This window comes from Actinacidiphila sp. bgisy167 (genome assembly GCF_965342175.1).
In the GTDB taxonomy this organism is placed as follows: Bacteria; Actinomycetota; Actinomycetes; order Streptomycetales; family Streptomycetaceae; genus Actinacidiphila.
The window spans coordinates 1-26,026 of record NZ_CBDRBL010000021.1 but is presented as its reverse complement, the minus strand read 5'-3'; the positions used below and the strand labels follow the sequence as shown (position 1 = coordinate 26,026).

Annotated in this window: 17 protein-coding genes; 6 read left to right on the top strand and 11 right to left on the bottom strand. The window is 71.1% G+C overall.

Going from position 1 to position 26,026, the window contains the following annotated elements; translation table 11 throughout:
- Positions 1-24: 24 nt before the first annotated feature.
- Complete coding sequence (locus tag ACRWND_RS11055) at positions 25-549, top strand: ArsR/SmtB family transcription factor (RefSeq protein ID WP_431948519.1); 525 nt, start codon at positions 25-27, stop codon at positions 547-549.
- Here the strand turns inward: ACRWND_RS11055 and ACRWND_RS11050 are convergent.
- The 6 genes from ACRWND_RS11050 to ACRWND_RS11025 form a co-directional block, all read right to left on the bottom strand.
- Positions 494-1,555, bottom strand: coding sequence for an inorganic phosphate transporter (locus tag ACRWND_RS11050; protein WP_431948518.1), 1,062 nt, complete (start codon positions 1,553-1,555; stop codon positions 494-496). The genes ACRWND_RS11055 and ACRWND_RS11050 overlap by 56 nt on opposite strands.
- 205 nt (positions 1,556-1,760) lie before the next feature.
- Positions 1,761-2,168: a hypothetical protein gene (locus tag ACRWND_RS11045; RefSeq protein ID WP_431948517.1), complete on the bottom strand. Its 408-nt coding sequence runs from the start codon at positions 2,166-2,168 to the stop codon at positions 1,761-1,763.
- The gene (gene gpmI, locus ACRWND_RS11040; RefSeq protein ID WP_431948516.1) at positions 2,165-3,700 is read right to left on the bottom strand and encodes a 2,3-bisphosphoglycerate-independent phosphoglycerate mutase; all 1,536 of its coding nucleotides are present in this window, start codon (positions 3,698-3,700) and stop codon (positions 2,165-2,167) included. The genes ACRWND_RS11045 and gpmI overlap by 4 nt, the downstream gene beginning before the upstream one ends.
- A complete protein-coding gene (gene aroA / locus ACRWND_RS11035) occupies positions 3,697-5,019 on the bottom strand; it encodes a 3-phosphoshikimate 1-carboxyvinyltransferase (RefSeq protein ID WP_431948515.1) in 1,323 nt (440 codons plus the stop codon). Before aroA ends, gpmI begins: the two co-directional genes overlap by 4 nt.
- A gap of 51 nt (positions 5,020-5,070) precedes the next feature.
- The gene (locus ACRWND_RS11030) at positions 5,071-7,617 is read right to left on the bottom strand and encodes a molybdopterin-containing oxidoreductase family protein (RefSeq protein ID WP_431948514.1); all 2,547 of its coding nucleotides are present in this window, start codon (positions 7,615-7,617) and stop codon (positions 5,071-5,073) included.
- 114 nt (positions 7,618-7,731) lie between these two features.
- Complete coding sequence (locus ACRWND_RS11025) at positions 7,732-8,367, bottom strand: glutamine amidotransferase-related protein (protein ID WP_431948513.1); 636 nt, start codon at positions 8,365-8,367, stop codon at positions 7,732-7,734.
- A 912-nt stretch (positions 8,368-9,279) separates the two neighbouring features.
- Here ACRWND_RS11025 and ACRWND_RS11020 point away from each other — a divergent pair.
- Together ACRWND_RS11020 and ACRWND_RS11015 are read left to right on the top strand one after the other, a co-directional pair.
- Positions 9,280-10,842, top strand: coding sequence for an MFS transporter (locus ACRWND_RS11020; protein WP_431948512.1), 1,563 nt, complete (start codon positions 9,280-9,282; stop codon positions 10,840-10,842).
- Between the two features lie 114 nt (positions 10,843-10,956).
- A complete protein-coding gene (locus ACRWND_RS11015) occupies positions 10,957-11,358 on the top strand; it encodes an ArsR/SmtB family transcription factor (RefSeq protein WP_431948511.1) in 402 nt (133 codons plus the stop codon).
- Positions 11,359-11,430: 72 nt separating this feature from the next.
- Here ACRWND_RS11015 and aepY read toward each other — a convergent pair whose 3' ends face one another.
- From aepY to ACRWND_RS10995, 4 genes are all read right to left on the bottom strand, one after another.
- A complete protein-coding gene (aepY, locus tag ACRWND_RS11010; RefSeq protein ID WP_431948510.1) occupies positions 11,431-12,534 on the bottom strand; it encodes a phosphonopyruvate decarboxylase in 1,104 nt (367 codons plus the stop codon).
- Complete coding sequence (locus tag ACRWND_RS11005) at positions 12,531-13,229, bottom strand: DedA family protein (RefSeq protein ID WP_431948509.1); 699 nt, start codon at positions 13,227-13,229, stop codon at positions 12,531-12,533. Before ACRWND_RS11005 ends, aepY begins: the two co-directional genes overlap by 4 nt.
- Positions 13,230-13,321: 92 nt before the next feature.
- The gene (locus ACRWND_RS11000; RefSeq protein ID WP_431948508.1) at positions 13,322-14,362 is read right to left on the bottom strand and encodes a ketoacyl-ACP synthase III family protein; all 1,041 of its coding nucleotides are present in this window, start codon (positions 14,360-14,362) and stop codon (positions 13,322-13,324) included.
- Positions 14,363-14,384: 22 nt separating this feature from the next.
- The gene (locus tag ACRWND_RS10995) at positions 14,385-21,437 is read right to left on the bottom strand and encodes a type I polyketide synthase (protein WP_431948507.1); all 7,053 of its coding nucleotides are present in this window, start codon (positions 21,435-21,437) and stop codon (positions 14,385-14,387) included.
- A gap of 498 nt (positions 21,438-21,935) precedes the next feature.
- Here ACRWND_RS10995 and ACRWND_RS10990 point away from each other — a divergent pair, with 498 nt between their 5' ends.
- Both ACRWND_RS10990 and ACRWND_RS10985 read left to right on the top strand, forming a co-directional pair.
- Positions 21,936-22,106 (top strand): hypothetical protein, encoded by a 171-nt coding sequence (locus ACRWND_RS10990; protein ID WP_431948506.1) that lies wholly within the window; start codon positions 21,936-21,938, stop codon positions 22,104-22,106.
- Positions 22,107-22,149: 43 nt separating this feature from the next.
- On the top strand, positions 22,150-23,631 hold the full coding sequence (locus ACRWND_RS10985; RefSeq protein ID WP_431948505.1) for an FAD-dependent oxidoreductase: 1,482 nt from the start codon (positions 22,150-22,152) through the stop codon (positions 23,629-23,631).
- Positions 23,632-23,726: 95 nt separating this feature from the next.
- Here the strand turns inward: ACRWND_RS10985 and ACRWND_RS10980 are convergent, their stop codons facing one another.
- Positions 23,727-24,503, bottom strand: coding sequence for an SDR family NAD(P)-dependent oxidoreductase (locus tag ACRWND_RS10980; RefSeq protein WP_431948504.1), 777 nt, complete (start codon positions 24,501-24,503; stop codon positions 23,727-23,729).
- A gap of 80 nt (positions 24,504-24,583) precedes the next feature.
- Between ACRWND_RS10980 and ACRWND_RS10975 the strand changes: the two genes are divergently transcribed.
- Positions 24,584-24,949: an ArsR/SmtB family transcription factor gene (locus ACRWND_RS10975; RefSeq protein WP_431948503.1), complete on the top strand. Its 366-nt coding sequence runs from the start codon at positions 24,584-24,586 to the stop codon at positions 24,947-24,949.
- Positions 24,950-26,026 lie beyond the last annotated feature (1,077 nt).

Genomic DNA, 26,026 nt, shown 5'->3' with positions numbered 1-26,026 from the left:
GGGACGCTGGGGTAAGGAGACGACATGTGCCACCAGGCCGGTGACGCCGCCTGCACCGGACAATGCCTGAAACTGAGCGCCGTCGACGCCCTGCGATGGGCCGACCTGTTCAAAACCCTCGGCGACCCGGTACGCCTGCAACTGCTCGCCCAACTGGCCGCGCAGCAAGGCGCCGAGCTCCCCGTCCACGAACTCGGCGACGTCGGAGTGTCGTTGTCGACCGTCAGCCACCACCTCAAGCGCCTGCGCTGCGCCGGCCTGATCCAGGGGCGGCGCGAAGGACGCGTGGTCTTCTATCGCATGAACGAGGAGGCCCACGCCGCGCTGCTGCGCATCGCGCACCTGCCCGGTCCGCCCTCGCGGCCGCTCGACCAGCCGCACGGACCTGGCGGGGAGGAAGGCTCCGGCCCCGCACCGCAGTGGGCCAATCACCGCGGTACGGGGCCGGATAAGGGGCCGGGGGCCCTGAGCACTGCCTGCTCAGGGGCCCCGGTCAGCGCAGCAGCAGATACGCCACGGCAGCCACAGCGGCCGAGAACGGCGGTGTGACCAGCCAGGCGATCGCGAAGTCACGCACCGTCTTCTTCTTGATGCGTGACAGGTCGGTGCCCGCGGTGCCGGAGATCCCGCCGATGGACACCTGCGTGGTCGACATCGGCAGCCCCTGGAACGCGCCGACACCGACCAGAGCGGCGGTGGTCAGGTTGGCGGTGAAGCCCTCAACGTGCGTCATCTTGATGACGTCGTTGGCCATCCGCTCCGCCACCCGGCGCCCGACCAGCAGACCACCGACGGCCATGGCGAGCGTGACCGCGACCAGCAGATGCGTGGTCGTCATGCCGGAGACCATGGCGAACGAACCGATCGCCACGATCTTAGGAGCGTCGTTCATGCCGCGCGCGAAGCTGGTCAGCCCGCTGGTGGCCCAATGGGCGATGCTGACCGGGCTCATCCGCCCGGAACCGGCCTCCTGCGGCTGCGCGACGGCGGCCTCGGCGACACGCTGCGTCTGCTGCCTGCCGGTGGTCACCAGTACCGGCTCCGGGTCGGGCTGAGGCTGCAGACTGCGTGAGGCGCGGCGCCGGGCGGTGATGCGCCCCACCGTGGACAGGGCCGCGGAGATCGCATACGCGATCAGGACGCTCAGCAGCAGCGGTTGCACCACCTTGACCAGCAGCACATTCCACTGCACGGAACTGCCGGCGAACAGCGCGCCGGCGCCCAGCAGCGAACCGGTCAGGGCGTGCGTGGTCGACACCGGCAGGCCGCGCCAGGTGGCCAGCGCAATCCAGGCGGCGGTGCCCAGCAGCACGGCGGCGGCGAAGGAGGTAGTGGGGGAGGCGGAGACGATGCCCTTGGAGAACAGGGCGGTCATCTTGTTGGCGAAGTGCAGGGAGACCAGGCAGCCGATGGCTGTGGTGACGGTTCCCCAGGCGATGGCTGTCTTGATCTTTGCCTCGCCGGCGCCGGCGAGGGTGGCGACGCCCTTGGGGACGTCATTGGCTCCGTTGGCGGCGGCTAACGCCAGCACCAAGACGAGTACGAGTATGTCCATGTCAGATCCTTCGGGGTTGGCGGTGCCCTGAAAGGAAACGCGGGGCAGTAGCGCCGCCAGGAGGCGGCTGCCCTGCGTCAGGCTGCAAGTGGATCTGGACCACAGAGGCCGGCGGCCGTTGTCGACCGGCGGCCGGTTGCAGAACCGGGCCTGACCTCGCGGCCAATCCGGCAGCGAGCGGCCCGGGTGTTACGGGAGATCCTCCTTAGGGGGTGTAGGCCAGCCAGACGTGGCCGACGGCGTCCAGGTGGACGTAGTGCTGGTCGCCCTCCTGGGTGGTGTGCATGGCGCCGCTGACGAAGCGCAGCTGCTCGGCCGCACGGCCGGGCAGGACCGCGTCGAGACGGACGCGGACGGCGTCGGCGGACGGATTGTGCAGGCACAGCACTGCCTGCGTCCGGTCGCCGGACTCGCGCAGAACGGCCCACACACCCTCGGGGATGGTGAGAGGCCGAACGACGGAGTCCTCGGCGAAGGCGGCCGCGATCGGCGAGGACGCCATGCAGCCGGTGAGGCCGGGCGCGTGCTGCAGGGTCGTCTGCAAGGACGCGAGCAGACCGGGCAGCGCGCCATCGGTGCGGTTGGGTGCGGCAGCGGGGGCGAGCGTGCTCACAGCAAAGGCCTTCCTGTCATGGCGGATCCGGGTTTGTGTCCCAGCAGGTGCAGCACGGTGGGGGCCACGTCGGCGAGCGTGGCCTGCTCCGGCAACGCGGCCGGCGCGGTGCCCGCAGCGGCGGGGACGATCACCAGCGGCACCGGGTTGGTGGTGTGCCCGCCGTAGGGGCGGGTGGTGCCGTCGGGAGCCTGCTTGGTCATCTTCTCGGCGTTGCCGTGGTCGCCGACCAGCAGCACCCAGCGGCCGCTGCCGCGGGCCGCATCGAGGATGCGGGCCACCGCGGCATCGGTGTGCTCGCACGCCGTCACGGTGGCCTGGTAGTTGCCGGTGTGCCCGACGACGTCGATGTTGGCCAGGTTCGCGATCACCAGGTCGACGTCGTCGCGGGTCGCAGCCTGCGCGACCGCGTCGGTGACCCGGTCCAGGTTCATCTGCGGCCGCGTCAGGTAGTCCGGCGCCTGGGCCCCGGTGATCCGCACGTGCTCCTCAACGTCCCGCACGGTGCCGTCACGGCCGTTGATGTAGTAGGTGACGTGCTCGAACTTCTCCGCCTCGGCGATGCGGACACTGCGCAGCCCGGCCGCGGCGAGTTCATCTCCCAGGCCGCCGGAGGCGTCCGCCCGCTTGACCAGGGCGGGAATCGAAGCGCGGGTGTCGTACTGGGCGAGGCTGAGCATGCCCACCGTGCGGCCGGACGCAGCCAGGTGCTCCACCAGGGCGTCGGCGAACTGCTGGATGCGGTCGCTGCGGAAGTTGAACCACACCACGGCGTCCCCGTCGGCGACGCGCGCGTCCCCGGCCGCGGCCACCACGCTCGGCGGCACCCACTCATCACCGCGCTCCGAGCCGGTCACCGCCTCGGGCGCAGTGCCGACGCGGGCACCGACACCGTCGGCGACCAGCGCGACCGCCTGCTCGGTCAGCTCGAGCTTCCCGGCCTTGTCCAGGGCGTACCCGCGGCCGATGACCGTGGCGACCTGTCCCGTCCCGGCCCGCTCGGCGAGTTCGGCCACGCGCTGCAGGTAGGCCCCGGCCATGTGGTCGGCGACGTCCCGGCCGTCGGTGATCGCGTGAATGAACACACGCCCCACCCGGTGGGCGGCCGCGACGGCCAACAGGTCGCCGAGGTGCTCGACGTGGGCGTGGATCTGCCCGTCGGAGCACAGGCCGATCAGGTGCAGGGCGCCGCCGGAGGCAGCCACGTCCTCCAGGGCCGTGCCCAGCTCGGGGTGGGTGCGCAGGGCGCCGGAGTCGATGGCCTGCTGGACCAGCAGGCTGTCATAGGGCAGGGGCCGGCCGGCCCCGATGACCATGTGCCCGATCTCGGAGTTGCCGACCGTATCCGGCAGCAGGCCGACCGCCTCGCCGGACGCATCGGCGAACGTGCTCGCACCCTGCGCCACCAGCTCGTCCAGGACAGGGGTGTGCGCGGCGGCCAGGGCGTTGTCGGCGGCCGGCGGCGCGTGCCCCCAGCCGTCCAGCACCAGCAGGATGCCCGGCCCGGCGAACTCGGCACCGGAAGTGCTCACTTGGTGCTCTCCAGGGTGGGGTGCAGGGTGTCGAGGGTCTGCCAGAAGGTGGGGAAGGACTTGGCGACGCAGCCGGGGTCCTTGATGACCACGCCCTCGGTGCGCAGCCCGCCGATCGCGAAGGTCATGGCGATGCGGTGGTCGTCGTAGGTGTCGATGACCGCCCCGTGCGGGGTGCCGCCGGTGATGTACATCGCGTCGGGGTGCTCCTCGACCTCGATGCCCATCTTGCGGAGCTCGGTGGTGACAGCGGCGATGCGGTCGCACTCCTTGACGCGCAGCGAGGCGATGTTGGTGATGCGGGTGACGCCCTCGGCGTAGGCGGCGGCGATGGCCAGCGACGGGACGACGTCGGGCATGGCCTCCATGTCGATGTCGATGCCGCGCAACCGGCCACCGCTCAGGGTGATTTCGCTGTCGGAGACCTGGGTGTGGCAGCCCATCCGCTCGAGCGCCTCTACCAGGTGCACGTCGCCCTGGTGGGATCCGGCGCCGATCCCGGGGATGGTCACCCGCGACTGGAGGATGGCCGCGGCGGCCAGGAAGTACGACATGCCGGAGGCGTCCGGCTCCACGGTCACCTGCCCGCCGCGCGCCTGCTGCCCGGCCGGCACGGTGAAGCGCCGGTAGCCGTCCCGCTCGACGGACACGCCCATCTCCTCCAGCGCGGCCAGAGTCATCTCCACATACGGCTTGGAGATCAGCTCGTCGCTGATGGTGATCTCGGTGTCGTTCTCCGCGCGCAGCGCGTTGATGATCAGGCTGGAGGTGAACTGGCTGGACACCGCGCCGCTGATGCTGGTGGCGCCGCCCTTGAAGGAGCCGCCGACCACGCGGATCGGCGGGCTGCCGTTGCCGCGCACCGCGGTGGCGTCCACCCCGAGGGCCGGCAAGGCCTTGAGGAGGTCACCCATGGGGCGTTCCTGCATACGGGCGTTGCCTGTGATGATCGTAGTGCCCTCGGCGTGCCCGGCCATGGAGATCAGGAACCGCAGCGGGGTGCCGGCGCCGCCGACGAAGATGTCCTGGTCCGGAGCGCGCATCGGCTGCCCGGTGGGGGTGACCCGGATCCGCGCCGCATCGTGCTCGATGTCGCAGGTGACGTGACCGAACGCCTCGATGGCCCGGGCGAGGAAGACGGTGTCGTCCGACAGCAGCGCGTTGTCGATGACCGTCTCCTGCCCGGACAGGGAGGCGATGGCCAGGTACCGGTTGGTGTAGCTCTTGGAGCCCAGGACGCGCACGGTCTCGTCGAAGGCGGCCAGAGGAACAACCGTGAGAGTCTCGGCTTTCAGACGGGGGTCAGGAGTGGGGGTCATGGGCTGCCTCCATGGTTGGGGGACGGGTGACGCACGGTTTCGTCTGCCGGGTCAGGCTTTGACGACCCGGCAGGCGAAGCACTTGTAGGCCTGCTGGCCGGAGAGATTGTCGTAGTACTGGTCGTCGGGCAGGGTGTTGGCCGCCTCGTAGCGCGGGTCGTCGAAGACGTCGCCAACCTTCTGCGCCGGGCCAAAGGTGTTGGGCACGAACACCGTGTCCGGCCGGATCCCCTCCCACAGCAACGCGGTGCCGGTCACCGCGCCGCGGGGGCTTTCGACGCGGACCTCGTCGCCGTCGGCGATGCCGGCCCGGCGGGCGGTGTCGGGGTGAATCTGCACGAAGCGGATGCCGTTGAGCTGCTTGCCGGTGGCCGTCCAGTGGGTGACCTCGGCGAAGTGGACGACGCTGGGACGCCCGGTCATGCCCATCAGCGGGAAGCGCCGGTGCACCTCGTCGCTGCCGGGCACGCCCAGCCGCACCGGGTGGGTGACCGCCTGCGGGTTGACGGGGTTGGTGACCAGCTTGCGGCTGTAGGCGAGGGTGGGATGCGCGCCGGTGACTTCCGGATGCGTGTAGAAGATCGGAAGAGCGCTGTGCCCGGTCACGGCGAGCTGCTTGTCCAGCTCGGGGGTGGTCAGCTCGACCTTGCCGCTGGGGGTCAGGAAGCGTTTGCCGCGATGGGCCGCATCCAGCGACTCGACGGCTTCGTACCAGCTGGGGTGGTCCAGATACAGGGTGCTGACCCCGGGGTGTTCGGTGGTAGGGCACGGCCAGCGCAGCGGTTCGGTGCGCTGTGCCATGCGCTCGCGGGTCATGCCGCCCATGCCGGGGGTGTGGGCGACAAAGTCGTCCCACAGCTGCCGGTAGTCCATCCACCGCTTCGGGAAGGCCTCGCGCCACTCGTGGGCGGGTCGGCGGGTGTCCAGCTCGGCCAGCGCATGGGCCAGGCCGATCCAGATCTCCCAGTCCGGGCGGGACTGGCCGACGCGGTCGACGACCTGCTCCTGCCAGCGGATGGCCCGGTCGTCGCGCCGCATGTAGACGCCGCCCATCTCCAGGCCGCTGCACACCGGCAGGATGATGTCGGCGTAGTAGGCGGCCTCCTCCATGAACAGCCCGGTGTAGACGTAGAAGTCGAGCTGCTCGAAGGCCTTGCGGACCTTGCTGGTGTTGGCGGAAGACACCAGCGGGTTGCCCTGGGTGATGATGGCGCGCAGCCCGTACGGCTCACCGGTCAGGATGGACTGGGCGAAGTAGTCCGGGCCGACCGGCAGCGCCTCGCGCCGCTCGGGTACCGCCGCCTTCAACGGCGGCAGGTGCAGATCACCGGGCCAGGTGTTGTGCATGAAGTTGCAGCCGCCGCCGGGCCGGCCGATGTTGCCGGTCACCGCGGCCAGGAAGGTCGCCACCCGGTAGGTGTCGAAGGCGCCGAGCTGGTGCGAGATCCCGGCGTTGCAGAAGATCGCCGCCGGTTTCGCCGACGCGTACTCCTCGGCCATGGCTGTGATCGTCGTGGCGGGCACGCCGGTGACCTTTGCCGCCCACGCCGGGGTGTACTGGTGCTTGTCCAGGTGGGCGCGCAGCTCCTCGAAGCCGATCACCCACCGCTTGACGAACTGCCGGTCGAACAGGCCCTGCTCGACGATGTGGTGGAGCATGGCCAGCAGCAGCGCGAGGTCTGTGTGCGGCTTGGGCGCCACCCACCGGTCGGCGGCCGCCCCGGTGGGGGTCAGCCGCGGGTCGACGACGGTGAGCGTGGCCTTGGTCTTGGCCCGCCCGCGCAGCAGGTAGTCGAAGGTCACGGGGTGGGTCTCGGCCTGGTTGGTGCCCAGGAACAGGTAGTGGCGCGCCGAGCCGAGGTCGTCCTTGCCGGTGGCGCCGTCGACGCCGTACCCGTTGGTGAAGTTGCCCAGCCCGAACGTGGCCGCGAGCGCGTTGCCGCCGGCGTCGTTGCACACCGGGCCGACGTCGGTGTTGTTGGGGCTGCCGAGCATCGCGAACAGCCGCGCCACCAGCGATCCGGTGCCGCGGGGCAGCCGCCCGGTGGTGCGGTTGGCGATGGTGTGGGCCTGCCCGGCGTCGCGCAGCTTCAGCAGCTTGGCGGCGATGGTGCGCAGTGCCTCCTCCCAGCTGATGGCCTCGAACCGGGAGTTGCTGGAGCCCTTCTTGCCCGATACGCGGCGCAGCGGTGTGGTCAGGCGCTCGGTGTTGTACACGAGCTGGGGCATCATCTCGGCCTTGACGCAGATCTGCCCCTGCTGCACGGGGTCGTCGTCCTCGCCGCGGACCGCGAGCACCCGGCCGGCCTTGAGATCGACGTTGAGCCGGCAGTTGGAGTTGCAGAACTGGCAGGCCGTGGCCACCGTGCGGTCCGGGGTCAGGGCCGCGGACTGGTCGGTGAACGCCGCCGGCACACCGCCGGCGCCCGCCTGGCCCGAACCGGCGCCATGAGCGCCTGTGCCGGAACCGGCGCTCGAGGTTCCGGAAGCGTTTGCGGACACCACCGGCAGGAGCATGGGGCCGCCGATGCCTGCACTGCCGACGACGCTGCCGCGAACGAAACTGCGCCGGGACAGGCCGCTGTGATCGTGCTTCATGAAGGTGAGGGATCCTTCCGCCTGGCGTGGGGGAACAAGGCGGGCATGGCGGTGCCCGGGACCGTGCGCTCCACTGGGGGCGCACGGCCGCGTGAACTGCTGAAGTTGTGGAGGTCAGGCCACCGTCTTGGCCTGCAGGGCGGCGGCCCTGGTGCGCACGGCCGCCAGGAAGGCCTGCAGGATCTTGTGTTCGGCTCCGGGCTCGGAGGACAGCTCCGGCTGGAAGAGGCTGCCCATGAAGAACGGGTGACCGGTGATCTCCAGAGCGCGGGGCGCGCCGTCACGGTCCCAGGCGCTGATGCGCAGCGCACCCTGGCTGGCGTCGTCCATGAACTCGTCGGTCAGCCCGTAGTCGCAGTGGAAGATCTCGTCGACCTCGGTCGTGCCGTAGATCGAGGCGAGCAGGGAGTCCTCCCGGACCGTCAGCGGGGCCTTCTCCCCGCGGAAGGAGCACGACAGCGGCGTGACCAGCGGCATGAGCTTTTCCGGGTCCTCGTCCACGCCCTCGGCTGCCGGCAGGTGCAGCACGTTCTGGGCGTGCTCGATCAGGGCGCTGAAGAAGCCGCCGCAGGTGCCCAGGAACGGCAGCTGGTTCTCGCGGGCGTGCCGCACGGCGATGTGCACGCCCTTCTGGTTGAAGTACGGCGCCCCGGGAACCACCCAGATGCCGTCGAAGCCCTCCAGCAGGGACGCGTCGTGGATGTCCACGGTCGGGATCCACTCGGTAGCCAGGTCCCACTGCTCTCGCATTGCATCGATCTTGGGGTGGGCGGGCTCGTTGTGATTGCCTCGGTCTCCCACCAGGGCAAGGCGCGGCTGCGTAGAGACTGACATCGTTTTCCCTTTCGGAACAGGATTCAGAGGGTCTGGAACGCAGCCGTCGCCATTGACGGTTCCAGCCTCGGGAGGGCAGCGGTGCGCGTGCCGACCGCGTAGGCCGCTGCCGTGATGGGTGTCTGGGGAGATGTCAGGGACCGTGCCGCCACGCGCGGTCCCAGAGAATCCGAGGATGCGGCGGGGCTGACTGCGGCGGTGCCGGAGGTGACCGCACCAAGTGACGGCTTGCCGGCTGTTGCGCGCACGTTGTTCAACCCCCCTGCGCATCTGGAAGGGAACCTGCACAGGCACCCCTCGTGCTGCTACACGCTCAATTTATCGATGGCGGTCGAAGTGTTCGAGGGTAGGTCGTCGGGCGGCGAACCTTTTGCGCCATACCGACAAGATTTCGTCGCCCGACGTCCTCACTGAGAGGCTGTGGTCGGGGGAAACGAAGCTGAACTGCGGGTTTGGCATATGACGGGCGTGTCGGCGATGTGTGGTGGCGCAAGATCCCGACCGGTTGGTCTGTGGGAGCGCTTGCGCCATGGCGAGTTCATGTTCGGCCAGGTCAGCACGCTGTACTGCTCGGTATACCGGTAGGTAGGGAGGGGTCGGCCAGATGGCCGGAACTCATAGCGTCGGGTGACCATTTCCAACAGCGTTCACTGTTATTAGCAGGATCTGCTGATAACCCTGTGAGGGGCCGGGACTGGTCGGCGCCGACATCCCGCAGGCACCGGCCAGTGCTCGGCCGGTCCGATCGAGCAGCGTCTTGCCGCTTTTGTGCCTTCGCAACCACCGAGCCGGCGCTGCCACTTACACACCGTTGAGGGAGATCTGTTAGTGAACCGCCCCGCCGGACACCCGCGCCGATGGCAGATCCTGACCATCCTTTGTCTGAGCCTGGTCCTGATCGGGCTCGACACCCTGATCCTGAACTTGGCCCTGCCCAGCATCCAGAAGGACCTGGACGCCACCAGCAGCCAACTGCAGTGGACGGTCGACTCCTACGCGCTGGCCTTCGGCGGCCTGTTGCTGATGGCCGGCGGCCTGTCCGACCGGTTCGGCCGCAAGCGGCTGCTGGCCATCGGACTGGCCGCGTTCGCGGTGACCAGCCTGGGCGCGGCCTTCGCTGCCAGCACCGAACTGCTGATCACCTTCCGGGCCCTGATGGGTATCGCGGCGGCGCTGATGATGCCTGCCACCCTCGCCATCATCAAGGACGTCTTCCCGCCCGAGGAGCAGGGCAAGGCCATCGGCATCTGGTCCGGTGCCGCAGCCGTCGGCGTGCCGCTCGGCCCGCTGGTCAGCGGCGTGCTGCTGGAGCACTTCTGGTGGGGCTCGATGTTCCTCATCAACGTCCCCCTGGCCGCGATCGCCCTGATCGGCGGCGCCAAGCTGATCCCCGAGTCCAAGGCCGAAGGCCACCCCGGCTTGGACCTGACCGGAGCCCTGCTGTCCGTGGCCGGCCTCGTCGCGATTGTCTACGGCCTGGTAGAAGCCCCGCACTACGGCTGGGGCGACGTCGTCACCCTCGCCTCCCTTGCGATCGGTGTCGCGCTGATGGTCGCCTTCGTGGTCTGGGAACGCAACATCGCCCACCCCATGATCGACATCGGTCTGTTCTTCAACGCCCGCTACGGCGGCGGCGCACTGGCCATCGCCTGCACCTCCTTCGGCCTCTACAGCGGCCTTTACCTGCTGACCCAGTATCTGCAGTCCGTGCTCGAGCTGGACCCGCTCGGCGCGGGCCTGCGGATGCTCGCGATCGGCACCATGATGGTCGGCGCCCCGCTGTCGGCCAAGCTTGTGGAGCGCGCCGGGCTGAAGGCCACCGTGGTCATCGGTCTGCTGCTGTGCGCGGCAGGCCTGGGCCTGCTGGCCGGACTCCAGGTTGACGACCAGGCCCAGGCGCTGTGGGGGCTTGCGGTGTTCGGGCTGGGCATGGGAATCGCGCTGCCGGCCGCTGTGGACGCCATCTTGGTGGTCTCCGCCGCCCGCCAGGCCGGCGCCGGCTCCGCGGTGGCCGACGTCGGCATGCAGGTCGGCGGCGCACTCGGCATCGCGGTGAGCGGCAGTGTGATCGCCACCCTGTACCGCGATGACCTCCCGCAGGCCGCACAACTGCCCGGCCAGGCAGGTGAGGCCGTACGCGAGTCCCTGGCCGGTGCCTCGGCGGTCGCCCAGGAAGTCGGCGGAGCGGCCGGGCAGCGGGTGCTGCAGGCCGCCCAGGACGCCTTCGTCGGCGGCTTCGCCACCACGTTGCTGATCGCGGTGGGCATCGCCCTGGCCGGCGCGGTCGCCTCGGCGATCGTTCTGCCCCGCGCCCGCACCACCGACGACGGCACCGCGCAGGCCGAGCCGGCAACCCAGCCCGGCAGCGCTGACGTACATGCCACCTCGTAACTGACCGGGAGGAACGTCGTGCGTAGGATTGAAGGCACCGCCCGGCCTGCCCGGAGCGTTCCCGTAGCGGGAGGGCCAGCCGGCGGCCGGCCCGGGGGTGATGAGGAGGTGGCGATGGCCCGGCCGTCGAAGCTCAAGGTCGCGGTCAGTGATCCCGCCCAGTGGCTCAGTGAACGCGAGCGGGCCCAGATGCTGGCGCCCAAGCTGCGGGCGCTGGCCGACGAGACACGGCTGACGCTGATCCTGCTCATCGCCCAGCGTCCTCGCACGGTCAAGGAGTTGCAGGAAGCGACCGGCCTGAGTCAGACCCTGGTCAGCCACCACCTGGCCCCGCTGCGGGAGCAGCAGTTGGTGGAGGCCATCCCCCAGGGCCGCAGCAACCAGTACGTGATGTGCTGCCAGACTCTGGCCGAGCCGCTGCGGATGATCGCCAGCCTGGCCGCGCTGGACCCGGAGACGGTGGCGGCCTGCCTCCACCCCGAGGCCGACACACCCCTGGCGGCCGCCGGCAGCTGACCTGAACGCCATGCCTTGGGCCGTACCCCCGACCTGCGGGGTACGGCCCTTGGCGTGTGGTGGGCGCAGCCCCTACTGCGTGAGGCTGGCCTGGAAGCGGTCACGGATGTCCTGCGGGCTGAGCGCGTTCGTCGCCCGCGGCGGGATCGCCCCGGTCCGCGGCAGCGTCCGCACACTGATCAGGTGCGGCCCCGGGGCGGCCTGCGCGCGCCCCATGGCCTCGCTCAGTGCGTCGCTGCTGTCACACGCCACCGCGCTGGCGTATCCGGCCGCCAGCGCCACCTGCGGGAAGGAGGTGGTAGCCGACGTCGTCGCCTGCCCGCCGGTCGACTCGTGCACCCGGTTGTCGAGCACTACGTGGATCAGGTTCGCCGGGGCCTCGTGCCCGATCATTGACAGCGCCCCCAGGTGCATGAGCACCGCCCCGTCCCCGTCCAGCACGACCACGGTCCGTTCCGGCTGGGACAACGCCACGCCCAGGCCGAGGGAACCGGCGTGCCCCATGGAGCCTTGCATGTAGAAGTTGCCGGGTCGGTCGGCGACGGCGAACACGTCCCGTCCGGTGTAGCCGGTGGTGGCGATGACCGCGGCCTGCGGCGCGGCGGCGGTGACCACACCGATGGCCACGGCCGCTTCCAGGCCTTGGTCTGCTGGCTCGGCGGCAGCCGTGGCCTTGCCGATGGCGCCGCGCTCGACGAGCACGAACGGCGCTCGTTGGGCGGCCAGATCCTTCTCCGCCGCGTCGAGGATCGCCTGGAACTCCTCGGCGGTGTCGGCCGCGTGCAGCGTGTAGTGCGGGCTGCCCACACTGTCCAGGAGCGCGGGTGTGGCCGGGCCCATCACGGCGTGCTGGGGCTCGTCGGTGGCCGGGTCGGGCCAGCCGCGCAGGCTGGTGAAGGTCAGGATCGGCAGCTGGTACGTCATCACCAGCGAGGTGAGCGGGTTGATGAGGTTGCCCAGCCCGGAGTTCTGGAGCATGACGTAGGCGCGCCGGCCGGCCAGGGCGGCGCCGGCGGCCACCGCGAGGGCACTGCCCTCGTTCGGAGCCGGCACGTACCGGCCGCTCTGTGTGCTCAGGTGGGCGATCGGCCCGCCGAAGTGGGAGCAGGGCACACCGCTGGCGGTGGTGAAGCCGCGGTCGGCGAGGATGACGCAGAAGTCTTCAGCGGAAATCATGCGCGGGGCATCTCCGTTTCCGGGCTGGCGGCGGGGGTTGCGGGGGCGGCGGGAGTCTGCTCAGTCTTCGCGGCGCGGGCACGGCGCCGCATCCGGATGCCCTCGATGATGATCGGGATCCCGGAGACCAGGACGATGCCGATGACGATGCCCTCGATGTTGTCGCGGACGAACGCGATCTGGCCGAGGTAGTAGCCGACCAGGGTGAGGCTGACCGACCACAGCACGGCACCGATGACGTTGAAGAGGAAGAACGTGCGGTACGCCATCCGGCCGACGCCGGCGGTGATCGGGATGAAGGTGCGGAAGACCGGGATGAAGCGGGCCATCACCAGCGCCTTGGGGCCGTGCTTGAGCATGAATTCCTGGGCGCGCTGCGCGTTTTCCTGCTTGAACAACCGCGAGTTGGGCCGCCGGAACAGCGCCGGCCCGATCTTGCGGCCGAAGGCGTAGCCGAACTGGTCGCCCAGCACGGCGGCGACGGCGATGGCGAGCATGACCAGCCACAGCGGCTGGTGCAGGATCTGGTCGTTGGCGACCAGCAGGCCCGCGGTGAACAGCAGCGAGTCGCCGGGCAGGAAGAAGCAGACGATCAGGCCGGACTCGGCGAAGACGGTGGCCATGATGCCGAGCAGGCCGAAGGTGGATATCAGCGCCTCGGCGTTGAGCAAGGGTGATGCGGCAGTGGTCAGCATGGACGTCAATCCCTGGGATGTGGTGGTGCCAGCGGGTGGTCATGCCCGTGTGCCGGCCCCTGTGACGGGGCCGGCACACGGTGCGGGGGTGCTCAACCGGCGGCCCAGGCGGGCCGCTGGTCGATGCGCACGACGGCGCAGGTGATGGAGACACCCCCGCCGTGAGCGACGATCAGGACGTGGTCGCCGGGTCCGACCTGGCCGGTCTCCACGAGGTGGGTCAGGCCCACGACCTGGTCGTTGACCGTCATGTGGCCCAGGTTCCGGCCGAAGTCGAGCAGGCCCTGCTGCGGGGACAGTCCCATCGGGTCGAGTATGACCTTCAGGTAGCTCTCCTGGCCGGTGAAGACGTGGGCGACGCGGGTGACGTCGCCCGGTTCCAGGCCGGCCTCGGCCAGCGTGCGCAGCGCGATCTCGGTGCGCAGCTCGCCCTGGCGGCGCACGACTTCGGCGACTGTCTCCTCCAGCCCTCCAGCGGCGGCCAGGCGCTCCTTGAAGTCCATGCCGCGGCCGACGGTCAGGGACGGTGGGAACAGCGGCTCCGAGCCGCGGTACTGCTCCTCGACTTCGGCGGTGGAGCCGGTGTTGATCGACAGGAGGCTGGCGAAGCCGTCGGTCTTGGACAGCAGGACCGAGCTGGCGCCGTCGCCCAGGACGCCGTTTTGGATGCCGAATGCCCACCGGTTGAAGTTGGGGGTACCGACGTTGTCGGCACCGGTCAGCAGCGCGGTGGTGCGTTCGGGGACGGCCATGAGATAGCAGGCGGCCATCTCCAGGGAACCGATCAGGCCGCTGCAGGCCTGCCAGACGCGGAAGGAGGGCACGTCGCGGTCGGTGATGTGCCGCAGGATGTAGTGCTGCGGCGACCAGCCTTCGGGGCCCTGCTCATGGCCGCAGGCGTGGATGTGCAGGTCGATGTCGTGCGGGTGGAGCCGGGAGCGTTCCATGGCCTGGCGGGCTGCGGCGACGGCCATGTCGGGGGCGGGCATGTCGTCGGCGACGGCGGCCCCGGTCCAGCCGTAGAACTCGTAGTCGTCGGCGTCGTACAGGCCCAGGGCGACGGCCTTGCGGGCGTCGACGATGTCGGGGATGTAGGTGCCGAGTCCGGCTATGCGGATGTCGGTGGTCTTCATGGGCTGCGAGGTCCTCGTCGGGTCAGGCCGTGGTGTCGGCGGGGGCGAGTGCGGTGGTCAGGGCCTGGGCGACGGTGGTGATGGTGCCGTCCTTGAGGAGCTGCACCATGGGCAGCTTGACGTGGTAGCGACGTTCGATGCGGTTGCGCAGTTCGACGGCCATGAGGGAGTCCATGCCGAGCCGGTTGAGGGGTCGGCTGAGGTTGAGGCGTTCGGGGCGCAGTCCGATAACGAGGGCGACTTCCTGCTTGACGAACGCCAGGACCTCTTCGTCGGCGGCGGTGTCGGGCCGGGACGCCACAGGCGCGGGCGCCGGGGCTGCGGGGGCTGGTGCTTCGGCCTCGCCTGCTGCTTCAGCCGCCACCGCCGATGCGGGAGCGGGGGCGGCCGCAGGCTCGGCGGCCGGTGAAGGAGCCGGCGCGGGCGCGGCGGTCTGCGGGGCGGGGGCGAGTGCGGTGGTCAGGGCCTGGGCGACGGTGGTGATGGTGCCGTCCTTGAGGAGCTGCACCATGGGCAGCTTGACGTGGTAGCGGCGTTCGATGCGGTTGCGCAGTTCGACGGCCATGAGGGAGTCCATGCCGAGCCGGTTGAGGGGTCGGCTGAGGTTGAGGCGTTCGGGGCGCAGTCCGATGACGAGGGCGACTTCCTGCTTGACGAACGCCAGGACGTCCTCGTCGTGAGCGGTGTCGGGTCGGGACGCCGCAGGCGCGGCGGCGGGAGCGGGTGCAGGAGCCGCCGGTTCGGCCGGCTCGGCCGCCACCACCGGTGCTGGGGCGGACTGCGAGGCCCGCGCCGGGGCCGGGGCCGCCGGCGTCCGGGCGGGCGCCTGCACCGCCGTGGCGGCAGAAGTGGGCTTGGCTGTGGGCCGGGCGGTGGTCAGCGGAGTGAGCAGGGGAGCGGTCGCAGCCGACGGGTAGGCGGCGGCCCAGGCCGGCCAGTCGGCGCGCAGCACCGCGGTGTGCAGCCGGCCCTCGCCAAGGATCCGCCCCAGAACGGCCAGCCCGTCCTTCGGGCTGAAGGAGGCCATGCCCTGCGGCAGCAGGGTGCGCTCTTCCTGCTGTTCCTTGCGGGCGACCATGCCGACGCTGTCCCAGAAGCCCCAGTTGACCACGGTCGCCGGCAGGCCGTGGGTGTGCCGGTAGTGGGCCAGGGCGTCCAGGAACGCGTTCCCAGCCGCGTACCCGCCGAGCATGGGGGAGCTGAGCAGCGCGGAGCCGGAGGAGAACAGCACGAACGCGTCCAGGTCGTGGCTGCTCAAAAGCCGGTGCAGGTTCCAGGCGCCGGAGACCTTTGCGGCCAGGACCTGCTCCAGGCCGGCCGGGTCCAGGTCGGCGAGCGGGGTGTAGTCGATGACGCCGGCCGCGTGGAACACCCCCCGCACGGGCGGCAGGCCCTGCTTGCTGCGGGCCTGCAGCAGGTCGCGCATGGCGTGCTGGTCGGCGACGTCGACAGCCGCGTAGGTGACGTCCACGCCCCGGTCGGACAGTTCCTTCAGCACGGCCAGCGCACCGGCCTGCGGGTGGCCGTCGGGCAGGGGGGTGCCGGGGTCGGGCAGGGCGCTGCGGCCGGTCAGCAGCAGGTGGCGGGCTCCCTGGTCGGCCAGCCACAGCGCCAGGCGGCCGCCGATGCCGCCAGCGCCGCCGGTGACCAGGTAGGTGCCGTCGGCGTGGATGGCCGCGGGCCGGGTGCGGACCGGGGCCGCTGCTCCGGTGGCGGCGCCGTCGAAGGACAAGACGATCTTCCCGGTGTGGCGGGACTGGGCCATCAGGCGGAAGGCGTCGGCGGCCTGTTCGGCGGGGAACACGGTGTGCGGGAGCGCATCCAGGGCGCCCTGGTCGATCAGGGCGGCGGCGTCGCGCAGGACCCGCCCGGCCCGCTCGGGCGCGTGCTGGATCATGTGGACGACGTCGACCGCGTGGAAGGACAGGTTGCGGGCGAACGCGCCGAGCGGCAGCGGGTTGTCCTCGAGGATGTCGCGCTTGCTCAGCTCCAGGTAGTGCCCGTAGGGCGCCATCAGCGACAGGTTGGCCGCGATGGCGTCGCCGGCCAGGGTGTTGACGATGACGTCGAAGCCGTCACCGACGGCGGGCCGGAAGGCGTCGGCGAACTGCAGGGAGCGGGAGTCGGCGACCTGTTCGGCCCCGAGCCGCAGCAGCAGGTCCCGCTTGGCGTCGCTGCCGGCGGTCGCGAAGATGCGGGCGCCCTTCCACCGCGCGATGGTCAGTGCGGCCTGCCCGGTCCCACCGGTCGCGGAGTGGATGAGGATCTTCTGGCCCTTCCGCAGGCCGGCCAGGTCGATAAGGGCGTGGTAGGCGGTGAGGTAGGCGGCGGGCACCGTCGCGGCCTGTGCGAAGGTCAGGCGGGCGGGCTTGGGAGCGGTCAGACAGGCGCGGGTGACGACTTCCCCGGCCAGGGCGCCCTCGGCGAAGGCGACGACCTCGTCGCCGACGGCGACACCGGTGACCGCGGGCCCGGTCTGAATGACCGTGCCGGAGCACTCCCAGCCCATGACGGGCGGCCGGTTGTCCTGGCCGGGATACATGCCCAGAGCCAGCAGCACGTCCCGGTAGTTGACCCCGGCGTGGCTGACCTGGATCCGGACCTCGTCGGCGGCGACGTCCCGCCGGGACACGTCGAGCAGCTGCAGGTCGTCGATCACGCCCGGGGCCGGCAGCGACAGGGCGCGCGGGGCGGCAGGGGCGGCCGGGGCGGGACGCAGCCGGGCGGCGTAGCGGTGGCCGTCGCGCAGGGCCATCTGGTCCTCGGCGTCGGGGCGGTGCAGCAGGTCGGCAAGGGCCGTGATGCTGGCGGCCGAGCGGTCCAGGTCGACCAGGCGGCAGGCCAGCGCGGGTGCTTCGGCGGCAAGAGTCCGGCCCAGGCCCCACAGCACGGCCTGGAAGGGGTTGCGGACGCCGTCGCCAGTGCCGGTGGCCTGGGCGTGCTGGGTGACCAGCCACAGCGGCGGCCAGCCCAGGTCCTGCTGCTCCAGGGCGCGTGTCAGGTGCAGGACGCTGTGGGCGGCCAGCAGCTGGGCGCGGCGGATCTCGGTGGCAGTGGCGTCCAGTCCGGCGTGCGCGTCCAGCGCCCACAGGTGGATGACGCCGCGGCAGGTGCCGTCGCGGGCGATGTCTTTGAGGACGTGGGCGTACTGGTCTTCGCGCGCCGGGTCGATGCGGTAGCGGTCCCCGGCCCCGGCGGTGCGGCCGGATCCGGTGGTGAGGGCCACGACGCGCTGCCCGCGGCCGGTCAGCTCCCGCACCAGGGCGCGGCCGGTGGGGCCGCTGTCGGTGAGCACGAGCCAGAAGCCGTCCGCACCGGAAGGCCCGTCGGGGGCGGGCAGCGGGGCGCTGTCCCAGGTGAGGGTGTGCAGCCAGATGTCCATGCCGCTGCCGCCTGCAGCGGAGGCGGGCGCGGGGGTCGGGTCGATCACGGGCGTGTCCTTGGGGCGGGAGGCGAGGGGGGCGGGAGCGTGCCCGGCCAGGTACTGCAGGCGCAGGCCGCGCATCTGGGCGATCAGGCGCCCGTCGTCGGCGCGGATGCCGATGTCGGCGCTAAAGGAGTCCTCACGCGCGGCGGGCAGCAGCCTGGCGTGGCTCCACAGCGACGCGGGCGGCTGCTGGTGGAAGACGACTTCGTCGATGCCGCCGAGGACGAAGACGCCCTCCTCGCCGGGGACGGTCAGCGGCCGGGCGGCGGCCATGGCGTGGCCGCTGGCGTCCAGCAGGGCCGGGTGGAAGTGGTGACGTGCCAAGGTGTCGGTGAGCGGGGCTGGGCAGGCCAGGCGGGCCAGGACCTCGCCGTCGGTGCGCCACAGTTCCCGGATGCCTTGGAAGGTGCCGTTCCACTGGTTGCCGCGTTCGGCGTTCCAGGGGTAGAAACCGGCGGCGTCCTGGTGCTCGGTGAGGCGGCCGCGGAGGTCCTCCAGCGACTCGGGCGCGGGCGCGGTGGCGCCGGGGGAGGGGGCCATGCGCGCGGTGGCCTCGGTGTGCAGGAGCCACTCGCCGTCGTCGCCCTCCTGCAGGCTGTGGATGCAGCAGTGCAGCGATCCGTCCGGGCGCGGGGTGAGGGTGACCTTGACCTCGGGCGCGGGCCCGTGGTCGTCGAGGAACAGCGCGCGGTGGTAGTGCACGTCGGTCACCGACAGCGGGCCGCTGGTCAGGACGGTGCGGGCGGCCGCGGCGACGAGCTCGAGGTGGGCGGTGCCCGGCAGGATGATGGTGTCCTGGATGCGGTGGTCGCGCAGGTAGGCGTTGCCGGCCAGGTCGAGCGGGCCCTGCCAGACCAAGGTGGTGTCCTGCGCGGGCATCGGGCGTCCCAGCAGCGGGTGCTCGGCCCGCTGATCCGAGGCCTGGGTGGGTGCTGCGGCCGCTTTGGCCTCGGCGGCAGCAGCCGGCGCAGGGCTGATCCAGTGGCGGGTGCGCTGCCAGGGGTAGGCGGGTAGCGGCACGAAGCGGCCGCCGTCGGTGAGCGCGTTCCAGTCCAGGGCGGTGCCGGCGGTGTGCAGGGCACCGGCATTGGTGAGCAGGCAGGCGCGTTCGCCGGTGTGGCGGCGCAGGCTGCCGACGGCGGTGGTGTCGCTGCCGGTGTGGGCGCAGCTGGTCTCGCGGATGCCGGCCACGAGCAGCGGGTGCGGGCTGACTTCGACGAAGACGGTGTCACCGGCGTCGAGCTGGCCGCGGACGGCGCCGACAAAGTCGACGGGCTGGCGGATGTTGCGCACCCAGTAGTCGGCGTCCATGCCGGAGCCGTCGATCACCTCGTTGAGCAGCGTGGAGTGCAGCGGAATGCTGCCGGCCCGGGGGGTGAGGTGGGCGAGTTCGGCGAGCAGGTCCTCGCGCAGAGCGTCCATCTGCGGGCAGTGCGAGGCGAAGTCGACGTTGACCTTGCGGCCGTCGACGCCGCGGGCGTCGAGTCCGGCCAGGACCTTGGCGAGGGCGTTGCCGTCCCCGGACAGCAGGGTGGAGGTGGGGCTGTTGGCGGCGGCGACCGCGACGAGGTCCTCGTGGCCGGCCAGCGCGGCGGCGGCCTCGTCGGCGGGCAGCGCGACCCAGGCCATGGTGCCGCGCCCGGACAGGCGCTTGGCCAGGCGGCTGCGGCGGCAGATGACGGCGGCGGCGTCGGCCAGTGACAGGGCACCGGCGATGTAGGCGGCCGCGGACTCGCCCATGCTGTGCCCGATGACGACGTCGGGCTCCACGCCCCAGGACCGCCACAGCTGGGCCAGCGCGATCTCCATGGCCCACAAGGTGGGCTGGATGACGTCGAGTTCCTTCATGCGCTCCTCGTCGGCGGAGCGCAGCAGCTCGATGACCGACCAGCCGGTCTCGGCCTTGATCGCGGTGTCGCAGGCCTGCATGGCCTGGTGGAAGACCGGTTCAGTGTCGAGGAGTTCACGGCCCATGCCGGGCCACTGGGAGCCCTGGCCGGGGAAGACGAACGCGATCCGGGGACGGCCTGTGGGGTCGGTGTAGTCGCTGAAGGACAGCCCCGGCTCGTCCTCGCCGTCGGCGAACGCGCGGAGCGCGGCGGCGGCGTCGGTGTGGTTGTCGACCGGCAGCGCCAGGCGGGCGTCGTGGGTGGTGCGGCGCAGCGCGGCGGAGTGGCAGATGTCGCGCAGGCTGTGGCCGGCGCCGTCGCCGTCGAGGTGGTCGGCGGTGCGGCGGGCCAGGTCGGCCAGGGCTTCGGGGCTGTACGCCGACAGCGCCAGCAGTTCGGTGCGCTCGGGCGCCGCGGCCGCAGTGGCGGCGGGGGCGGGCTGGGGGGCGGCTTCGATGACCAGGTGGGCGTTGGTGCCGGAGAAGCCGAAGCTGCTCACGCCCGCGATGGCGGGCCGGCCCCGGTCGGGCAGCGCGGTGGCCTGGGTGGGGACGGCCAGGGGCAGGGTGTCCCAGGCGACGGCGGGGTTGGGGTTGTTCAGGTGCAGGTTGGGCGGCACGGTGCGGTGTTCCAGGCACAGCACCGCCTTGATGAGGCCGGCGATGCCGGCGGCGGCTTCGGCGTGCCCGATGTTGGTCTTGACCGAGCCGACAAGGCAGTGGCGGCCGTCTTCGCGGGGGCCGAGGACGTCGGCAAGAGCTTGCAGTTCGACGGGGTCGCCCACGCTGGTGCCTGTGCCGTGGGCCTCGACGTAATCGACGTCGGCGGGGTCGACTCCGGCGTTTGTGTAGGCGCGGCGCAGCACGTCGCGCTGGCCTTCGACGGCCGGGGTGACGAGGTAGCCGCTGCTTTGACCGTCGTTACCGACGGCCGAGCCGCGGATGACGGCGCGGATGCGGTCGCCGTCGGCGAGCGCCGCGGACAGCGGCTTGAGGACCACCACGCCGATGCCGTCGCTGCGCACGAAGCCGTCGCCGGAAGCGTCGGCGAACTTGCAGCGGCCGTCGGAGGCGAGCATGCCGGCGCCGGAGTAGACGACGCCTTCCTCGGGGAGCAGCACGATGTTGACGCCGCCGGCGATGGCCAGGGGGCATTCGCCCAGCCGCAGGGCCTGGACGGCGTTGTGGACGGCGACCAGCGCGGAGGAGCAGGCGGTGTCGACGGTGAAGCTGGGGCCGCGCAGGTCGAAGGCGTAGGACAAGCGGCCGGAGGTGATGGCGCGTGAGGCGGCGCCGGTCATCGCGTACAGGTCGAGCTTGTCACGGTCGGCGTACTGCAGGTGCCAGTAGTCGCCGCCGAGCTGCCCGATGAACACGCCGGTGTCGGTTCCGGCGATACGGCCCAGCGGCTGGCCGGCGTCTTCGAGGGCCTCGTAGGCGGTCTCCAGCAGCAGGCGCTGCTGGGGGTCCATCCGGTCGGCCTCGCGGGGGGAGATGCCGAAGAACTCCGCGTCGAAGGCGTCGATGTCGCGCAGCAGGCCGCCCCACCGGCTGACGGTACGGCCGGGCGTGCGGGGCGCGGGGTCGTAGACGGCGTCGATGTCGTAGCGATCGGGAGGTATCTCGGTGATGGCGTCGCGGCCCTGCAGCAGCATGTCCCAGAGCTCTTGCGGGCTGGTGGCATCGGCGAACCGTCCGGCCATGCCGACGATGGCGATCGGCTCACCGGCTGCGGCCGTGGTGGTGGGGTCGTGGGGCATGGGTGTCCTTCCGGGCATGGTGAAGCTGTTCACGGTGCGCAGCACGGGAAGGCCCATGGCGTGCACGCGGGCGGGCCGGCGACAGTGCCGGGCCCGGTGGCGGGCGTGCACGCAAAAGGGTGTGCGAGGGGTGAGGGAACGGCCGGTCCCGTCAGGCGGACCGTGCGGCGCGTGGCGAGCGCGTCGTGCGGTTCACGGGTCGAAGGCGGCGTTTCGGCATCAGCCACCGGTTCCCAATGGCGTTACGACGCGGGCTGGTTGCCCGCGCCGAACTCCCCCCGTTGTTTCGACATGTATCGAGATTGGCTCCTCAGGGGGCCAGACGCAACGAGGCTCAAGGTGACCCTCGTCACAGCCGGCGATGCCGCGCCGCCAGGTTGACATTCATCGAATCAACGGCGACCCTGGAGGTTGATTCGTCGTTTATCTATATAGGCGGTTGTGATGCGGGACCCTTCCCGGCAACCGCCGGACCCGTCGCGACAGGAGCCGACACCGTTGAGCGAACAGATACCGCCGCAGCCCCCAGCCGACGCCCCCGCGGCCGACGCCAGCCCCTGCTGCGCGGCCATCGCCGAATTACAGCGCCGGGTCCAGCAGCGCGCCGCCGAGCGCGCGCAGGCAGAAGCCTTCGCGTCCGCCTCGCACGAACCCGCGCCCGGCGCCTGACCCCCATCGCTGCCTGCCCCAGTGCCTGAAAGGACACCACACCGTGGTTGACCACAGCCTCGACCAGCTTCCCGTCGCCGTGATCGGAGCCGGCCCCATCGGCCTGGCGGCCGCCGCGCATCTTTCCGAACGCGGCGTCCCCTTCACTGTCGTGGAAGCCGGTGACACCCCCGCGGCAGCCGTCCGGGCCTGGTCCCACATCCAGCTGTTCAGCCCCTGGGAGTACAACACCGACCCGGCCGCCCGCCGCCTGCTGGCCGCCACCGGCTGGCAGGAACCCGACGCCACCGAACTCCCCACCGGCGGCGACCTGGTCAAGCAATACCTCCAGCCCCTGGCCGAACTCCCCGCCCTGGCCCCGCACATCCGCTGCAACGCCATCGTCACCGCCATCAGCCGCCTGGGCATCGACCGGCTGCGCACCGCCTACCGCGAGGACGCCCCCTTCGTGCTGCGTCTGGCCGACGGCGAGGAACTGCTGGCCCGCGCCGTCATCGACGCCTCCGGAACCTGGCGCCAGCCCAACCACGTCGGCGCCAACGGCCTGCCCGCCCACGGCGAGCCGGACGCCGCCGCCTGGATCACCCACGGCCTGCCCGACGTCTTCGGCGCCGACCGCGCCCAGCACGCCGGCCGCCACACCGTCGTCGTCGGCGCCGGGCACTCCGCCGCCAACACCCTGCTCGCCCTGGCCGAGCTCGCGGACGCCGAAGACGGCACTACCATCACCTGGGCCATCCGCGCCACCGACCCGGCCGCTTCCTTCGGCGGCGGCAGCGACGATGAACTGCCCGCCCGCGGCGCCCTCGGCTCCGGCCTGAAGATGCTCGTCGACACCGGCCGCGTCACCCTGGCCGCCAACTTCCGCGCCCACACCATCCGCCGACTGGGCGACGACCCTACCCGAGACCAGGTCCAGCTGATCTCCCGAGGCCCCGACGGCAGCGAGCAGACCGTCACCGCCGACCGCATCGTGGCCGCCACCGGCTTTCGCCCCGACCACGGCATCAGCAGCGAACTGCGCCTGGAACTCGACCCGATCATGTCCGCCCCCCGGGCCCTGGCACCCCTGATCGACCCCAACCAGCACTCCTGTGGCACCGTCACCCCCCACGGATACCGCGAACTGGCCCACCCCGAGCCCGGCTACTGGGCCGTGGGCATGAAGAGCTACGGCCGCGCCCCCACCTTCTTGATGCTCACCGGCTACGAGCAGGTCCGCTCCATCGCCGCCTTCCTGGCCGGCGATCTGGAGGCCGCCCAGTCCGTCGAACTGCAGCTGCCCGAGACCGGCGTCTGCTCGGCCACCGCCGGCGGAGAGGCTCTCGCGCTGCGCCTGGGCCTGTCCCCGGAGCAGCACGAGCAGCTGCTGCACGTCACTGCCCGGCACCTGGGCACCGCCTCCAGCGCCGCGGACGCCGTGCTGGCCGCGGCGGCCGAGCTCGGCGTGGACGAGACAGCCGCCCTGCAATTGGCCGCCTACGCCGCCGAGCTGTTCGACGCCCCTGGCGCCACCGGCTGCTGATTCCACCCGCCAATACGCGGATGCCTGTACCCCTGAATCCGGGTGCAGGCATCAGCGCGGCCGAGGACCCCGGCGGGTGGGCGGGAGAGGGTGGCTCAGGAAGTGCGGTGCACCTTGTGCTGTGCTGCCTGCGCCCGCGGCCGCACCACCAGAAGGTCGACGTTGACGTGCGGCGGCCGAGTCACCGCCCATGTCACCATTTCGGCGACGTCATCGGCCACCAACGGCCCCGGCACACCCGCGTACACCGCGTCGGCCTTATCCGAGTCGCCGCGGTAGCGGTTGAGGGAGAACTCCTCGGTGTGGACCATCCCTGGCGCGATCTCGACCACCCGCAGCGGCTGCCCGACCGTTTCCAGCCGCAGTGTCTGCGCGAGCACGTGCGCCCCGTGCTTGGCGGCGCTGTAACCGCCGCCGCCCTCGTAACAGGTGAAGGAGGCCGTCGAGGTCAGCACAACCACCACCCCGTCACCGCCGGCCACCAATGTAGGCAGAAGCGCTTGTGTCATCTGAAGCGCGCCCACCACGTTCACCTCGAACATGTGCCGCCAGTCCCCGGGATCGGCGGTGGCCACTTCCTCGACGCCGAACGCACCACCGGCGATATTCACCAGCACATCGCAGGCGCCCAGCCCGCCGGCGAAGGCAGCGACGGCGTCGCGGTCGGTGACGTCCAGCGTGTACGGGACAGCGGTCCCACCGTCGGCCTGGATCTCCTTGGCGAGGGCCTCCAGACGGTCGGTCCGCCGAGCGGTGAGAACCACCGCGAACCCGGCCCGGGCCAGATCGCGTGCGGTGGCCGCCCCGATACCGCTGCTCGCCCCCGTCACTACCGCCGTGGGCTGCCGCGGAGCCTGCGTGGGTATGGCCATGAACGGCTTCCTTAGTGATTAGACAGACATCTAATTATTCGATCTTGGCAGCAGCGTTATATAGGTGTCAACATAGACACATGTCAAAGCTTCAGGGGGAGGCGGCGGCCCCGCTCCCCGCCGCGCCGTGCTGTCCTGCCCTGACCGAGCGCGAATTGACGGTGGAAGAGTCAGAGATCACTGCCGCCATGTTCAAGGCGCTCGGCGACCCGGTAAGGCTGCGCTTGTTCTCCAAGGTCGCTTCGCACCCTGACAGTGAGGCCTGCGTCTGCGACATCTCGGACGTGGGCGTCTCGCAGCCGACCGTCTCCCACCACCTAAAGAAGCTCAAGGACGCCGGACTTTTGCTCTCAGAGCGCCGCGGTACCTGGGTGTACTACCGCGTGGAGCCGTCCGTCCTGGCTGCGATGGGACACCTGCTCACCCCCACGGCGACCACCGCCTGACTGCCACGCGGTGGCTTATCCGGCTGGACATTCTGTCTCTTGCGTGCCCGAAGGATGGCCGCGACGCCCGCCTCTCCCCCAGCAACGGGAGGAGGCTGCGAGATCGGACGGGCATGGGTGCTCGGGAGCGGGCTCGATGACCGTTCGCTCGAGCGCCCAGTGAAGACAGCACTACATCTGGAGCCGCCGTTCCATCATCCGCCGGCGGCCCGGCGGCCCTCGGTGGCCTCCGTGAGGCACCCGGCCGGTGGCGCCGGGAAGATCGCCCAGAGCGCCCTAGGACGGCGGGCTGGTCTCGATGTCGGGCTGATCGACCGGGCTTGACCAAGCGTGGACGATCCGGGCGTGGTCGTCGATGACGGCTGCGGAACGGCCGCGGGTAGGAAGCGGAGGGCGAGAACACGAACAGGTCGGTGCTGACGGACATGAGGTGGACCTGCTTCGAGGGGTCCCCGGCCGGGCCCGCGGACCCGGGGTCAGAACGGGAGGGGCGCGGTGAACTCCCGCAGGACGGCCTCGGCGAGCTGCCGGGCGATCTGGCCGGCGACCCGCTCGCCGAGCTTCGCGCTGGCGTGGGCGGCGCTGTAGACGATGCCGCTGCTCGTGGTGGTGTCGGCCTGCCGGCCCCGCAGCTCCCCAACGTCCCCCTGAAAGTGCCTGCTGACCTGCGGAAATGCATTCCGTGCAGCCGGTGGAGCCCTGGCCGAATCGCCGTGCGGGCTCTCCGGCCGGCCGGGGGGGCCGGCGATCGATCGACTGTGCCCCTCTCAGGCGCTCGCCATCACGGCCCGCGCAGTCTCAGTTCTGGGAGCCTGCGACAGGGTCTGGTCGGATGGATGCTGACTCCCTGCTGACTTTTCTGGCGCCCACTCAGATCCGGTACGCCGGATAGGTGCGCCGACGACCTTTGTCGAAGAGGAGCTACGCGCACGCCACAACCGCCCGTCAGGGTGGGAATCAACGCCGCCGCACCGTACCTGATCACGTGGCTGGCCGAGGTTCGACACGTGAACCGCGACCGACACTGCTTGGAAACGTTCGGCTGGTCTGATCGTCACCCGCTCAACCCGAAGGCAC

Coding starts and splice junctions, on each gene's coding strand:
- ACRWND_RS11025 (WP_431948513.1), bottom strand. CDS start 8,367: ATGCGAGAGCAGTGGGACCTGGCTACCGAGTGGATCCCGACCGTGGAC.
- ACRWND_RS11000 (WP_431948508.1), bottom strand. CDS start 14,362: ATGAAGACCACCGACATCCGCATAGCCGGACTCGGCACCTACATCCCC.
- ACRWND_RS11055 (WP_431948519.1), top strand. CDS start 25: ATGTGCCACCAGGCCGGTGACGCCGCCTGCACCGGACAATGCCTGAAA.
- ACRWND_RS10975 (WP_431948503.1), top strand. CDS start 24,584: ATGTCAAAGCTTCAGGGGGAGGCGGCGGCCCCGCTCCCCGCCGCGCCG.
- aroA (WP_431948515.1), bottom strand. CDS start 5,019: ATGACCCCCACTCCTGACCCCCGTCTGAAAGCCGAGACTCTCACGGTT.
- ACRWND_RS10980 (WP_431948504.1), bottom strand. CDS start 24,503: ATGGCCATACCCACGCAGGCTCCGCGGCAGCCCACGGCGGTAGTGACG.
- ACRWND_RS11005 (WP_431948509.1), bottom strand. CDS start 13,229: ATGCTGACCACTGCCGCATCACCCTTGCTCAACGCCGAGGCGCTGATA.
- ACRWND_RS11050 (WP_431948518.1), bottom strand. CDS start 1,555: ATGGACATACTCGTACTCGTCTTGGTGCTGGCGTTAGCCGCCGCCAAC.
- ACRWND_RS11015 (WP_431948511.1), top strand. CDS start 10,957: ATGGCCCGGCCGTCGAAGCTCAAGGTCGCGGTCAGTGATCCCGCCCAG.
- ACRWND_RS11030 (WP_431948514.1), bottom strand. CDS start 7,617: ATGAAGCACGATCACAGCGGCCTGTCCCGGCGCAGTTTCGTTCGCGGC.
- ACRWND_RS10995 (WP_431948507.1), bottom strand. CDS start 21,437: ATGCCCCACGACCCCACCACCACGGCCGCAGCCGGTGAGCCGATCGCC.
- aepY (WP_431948510.1), bottom strand. CDS start 12,534: ATGATTTCCGCTGAAGACTTCTGCGTCATCCTCGCCGACCGCGGCTTC.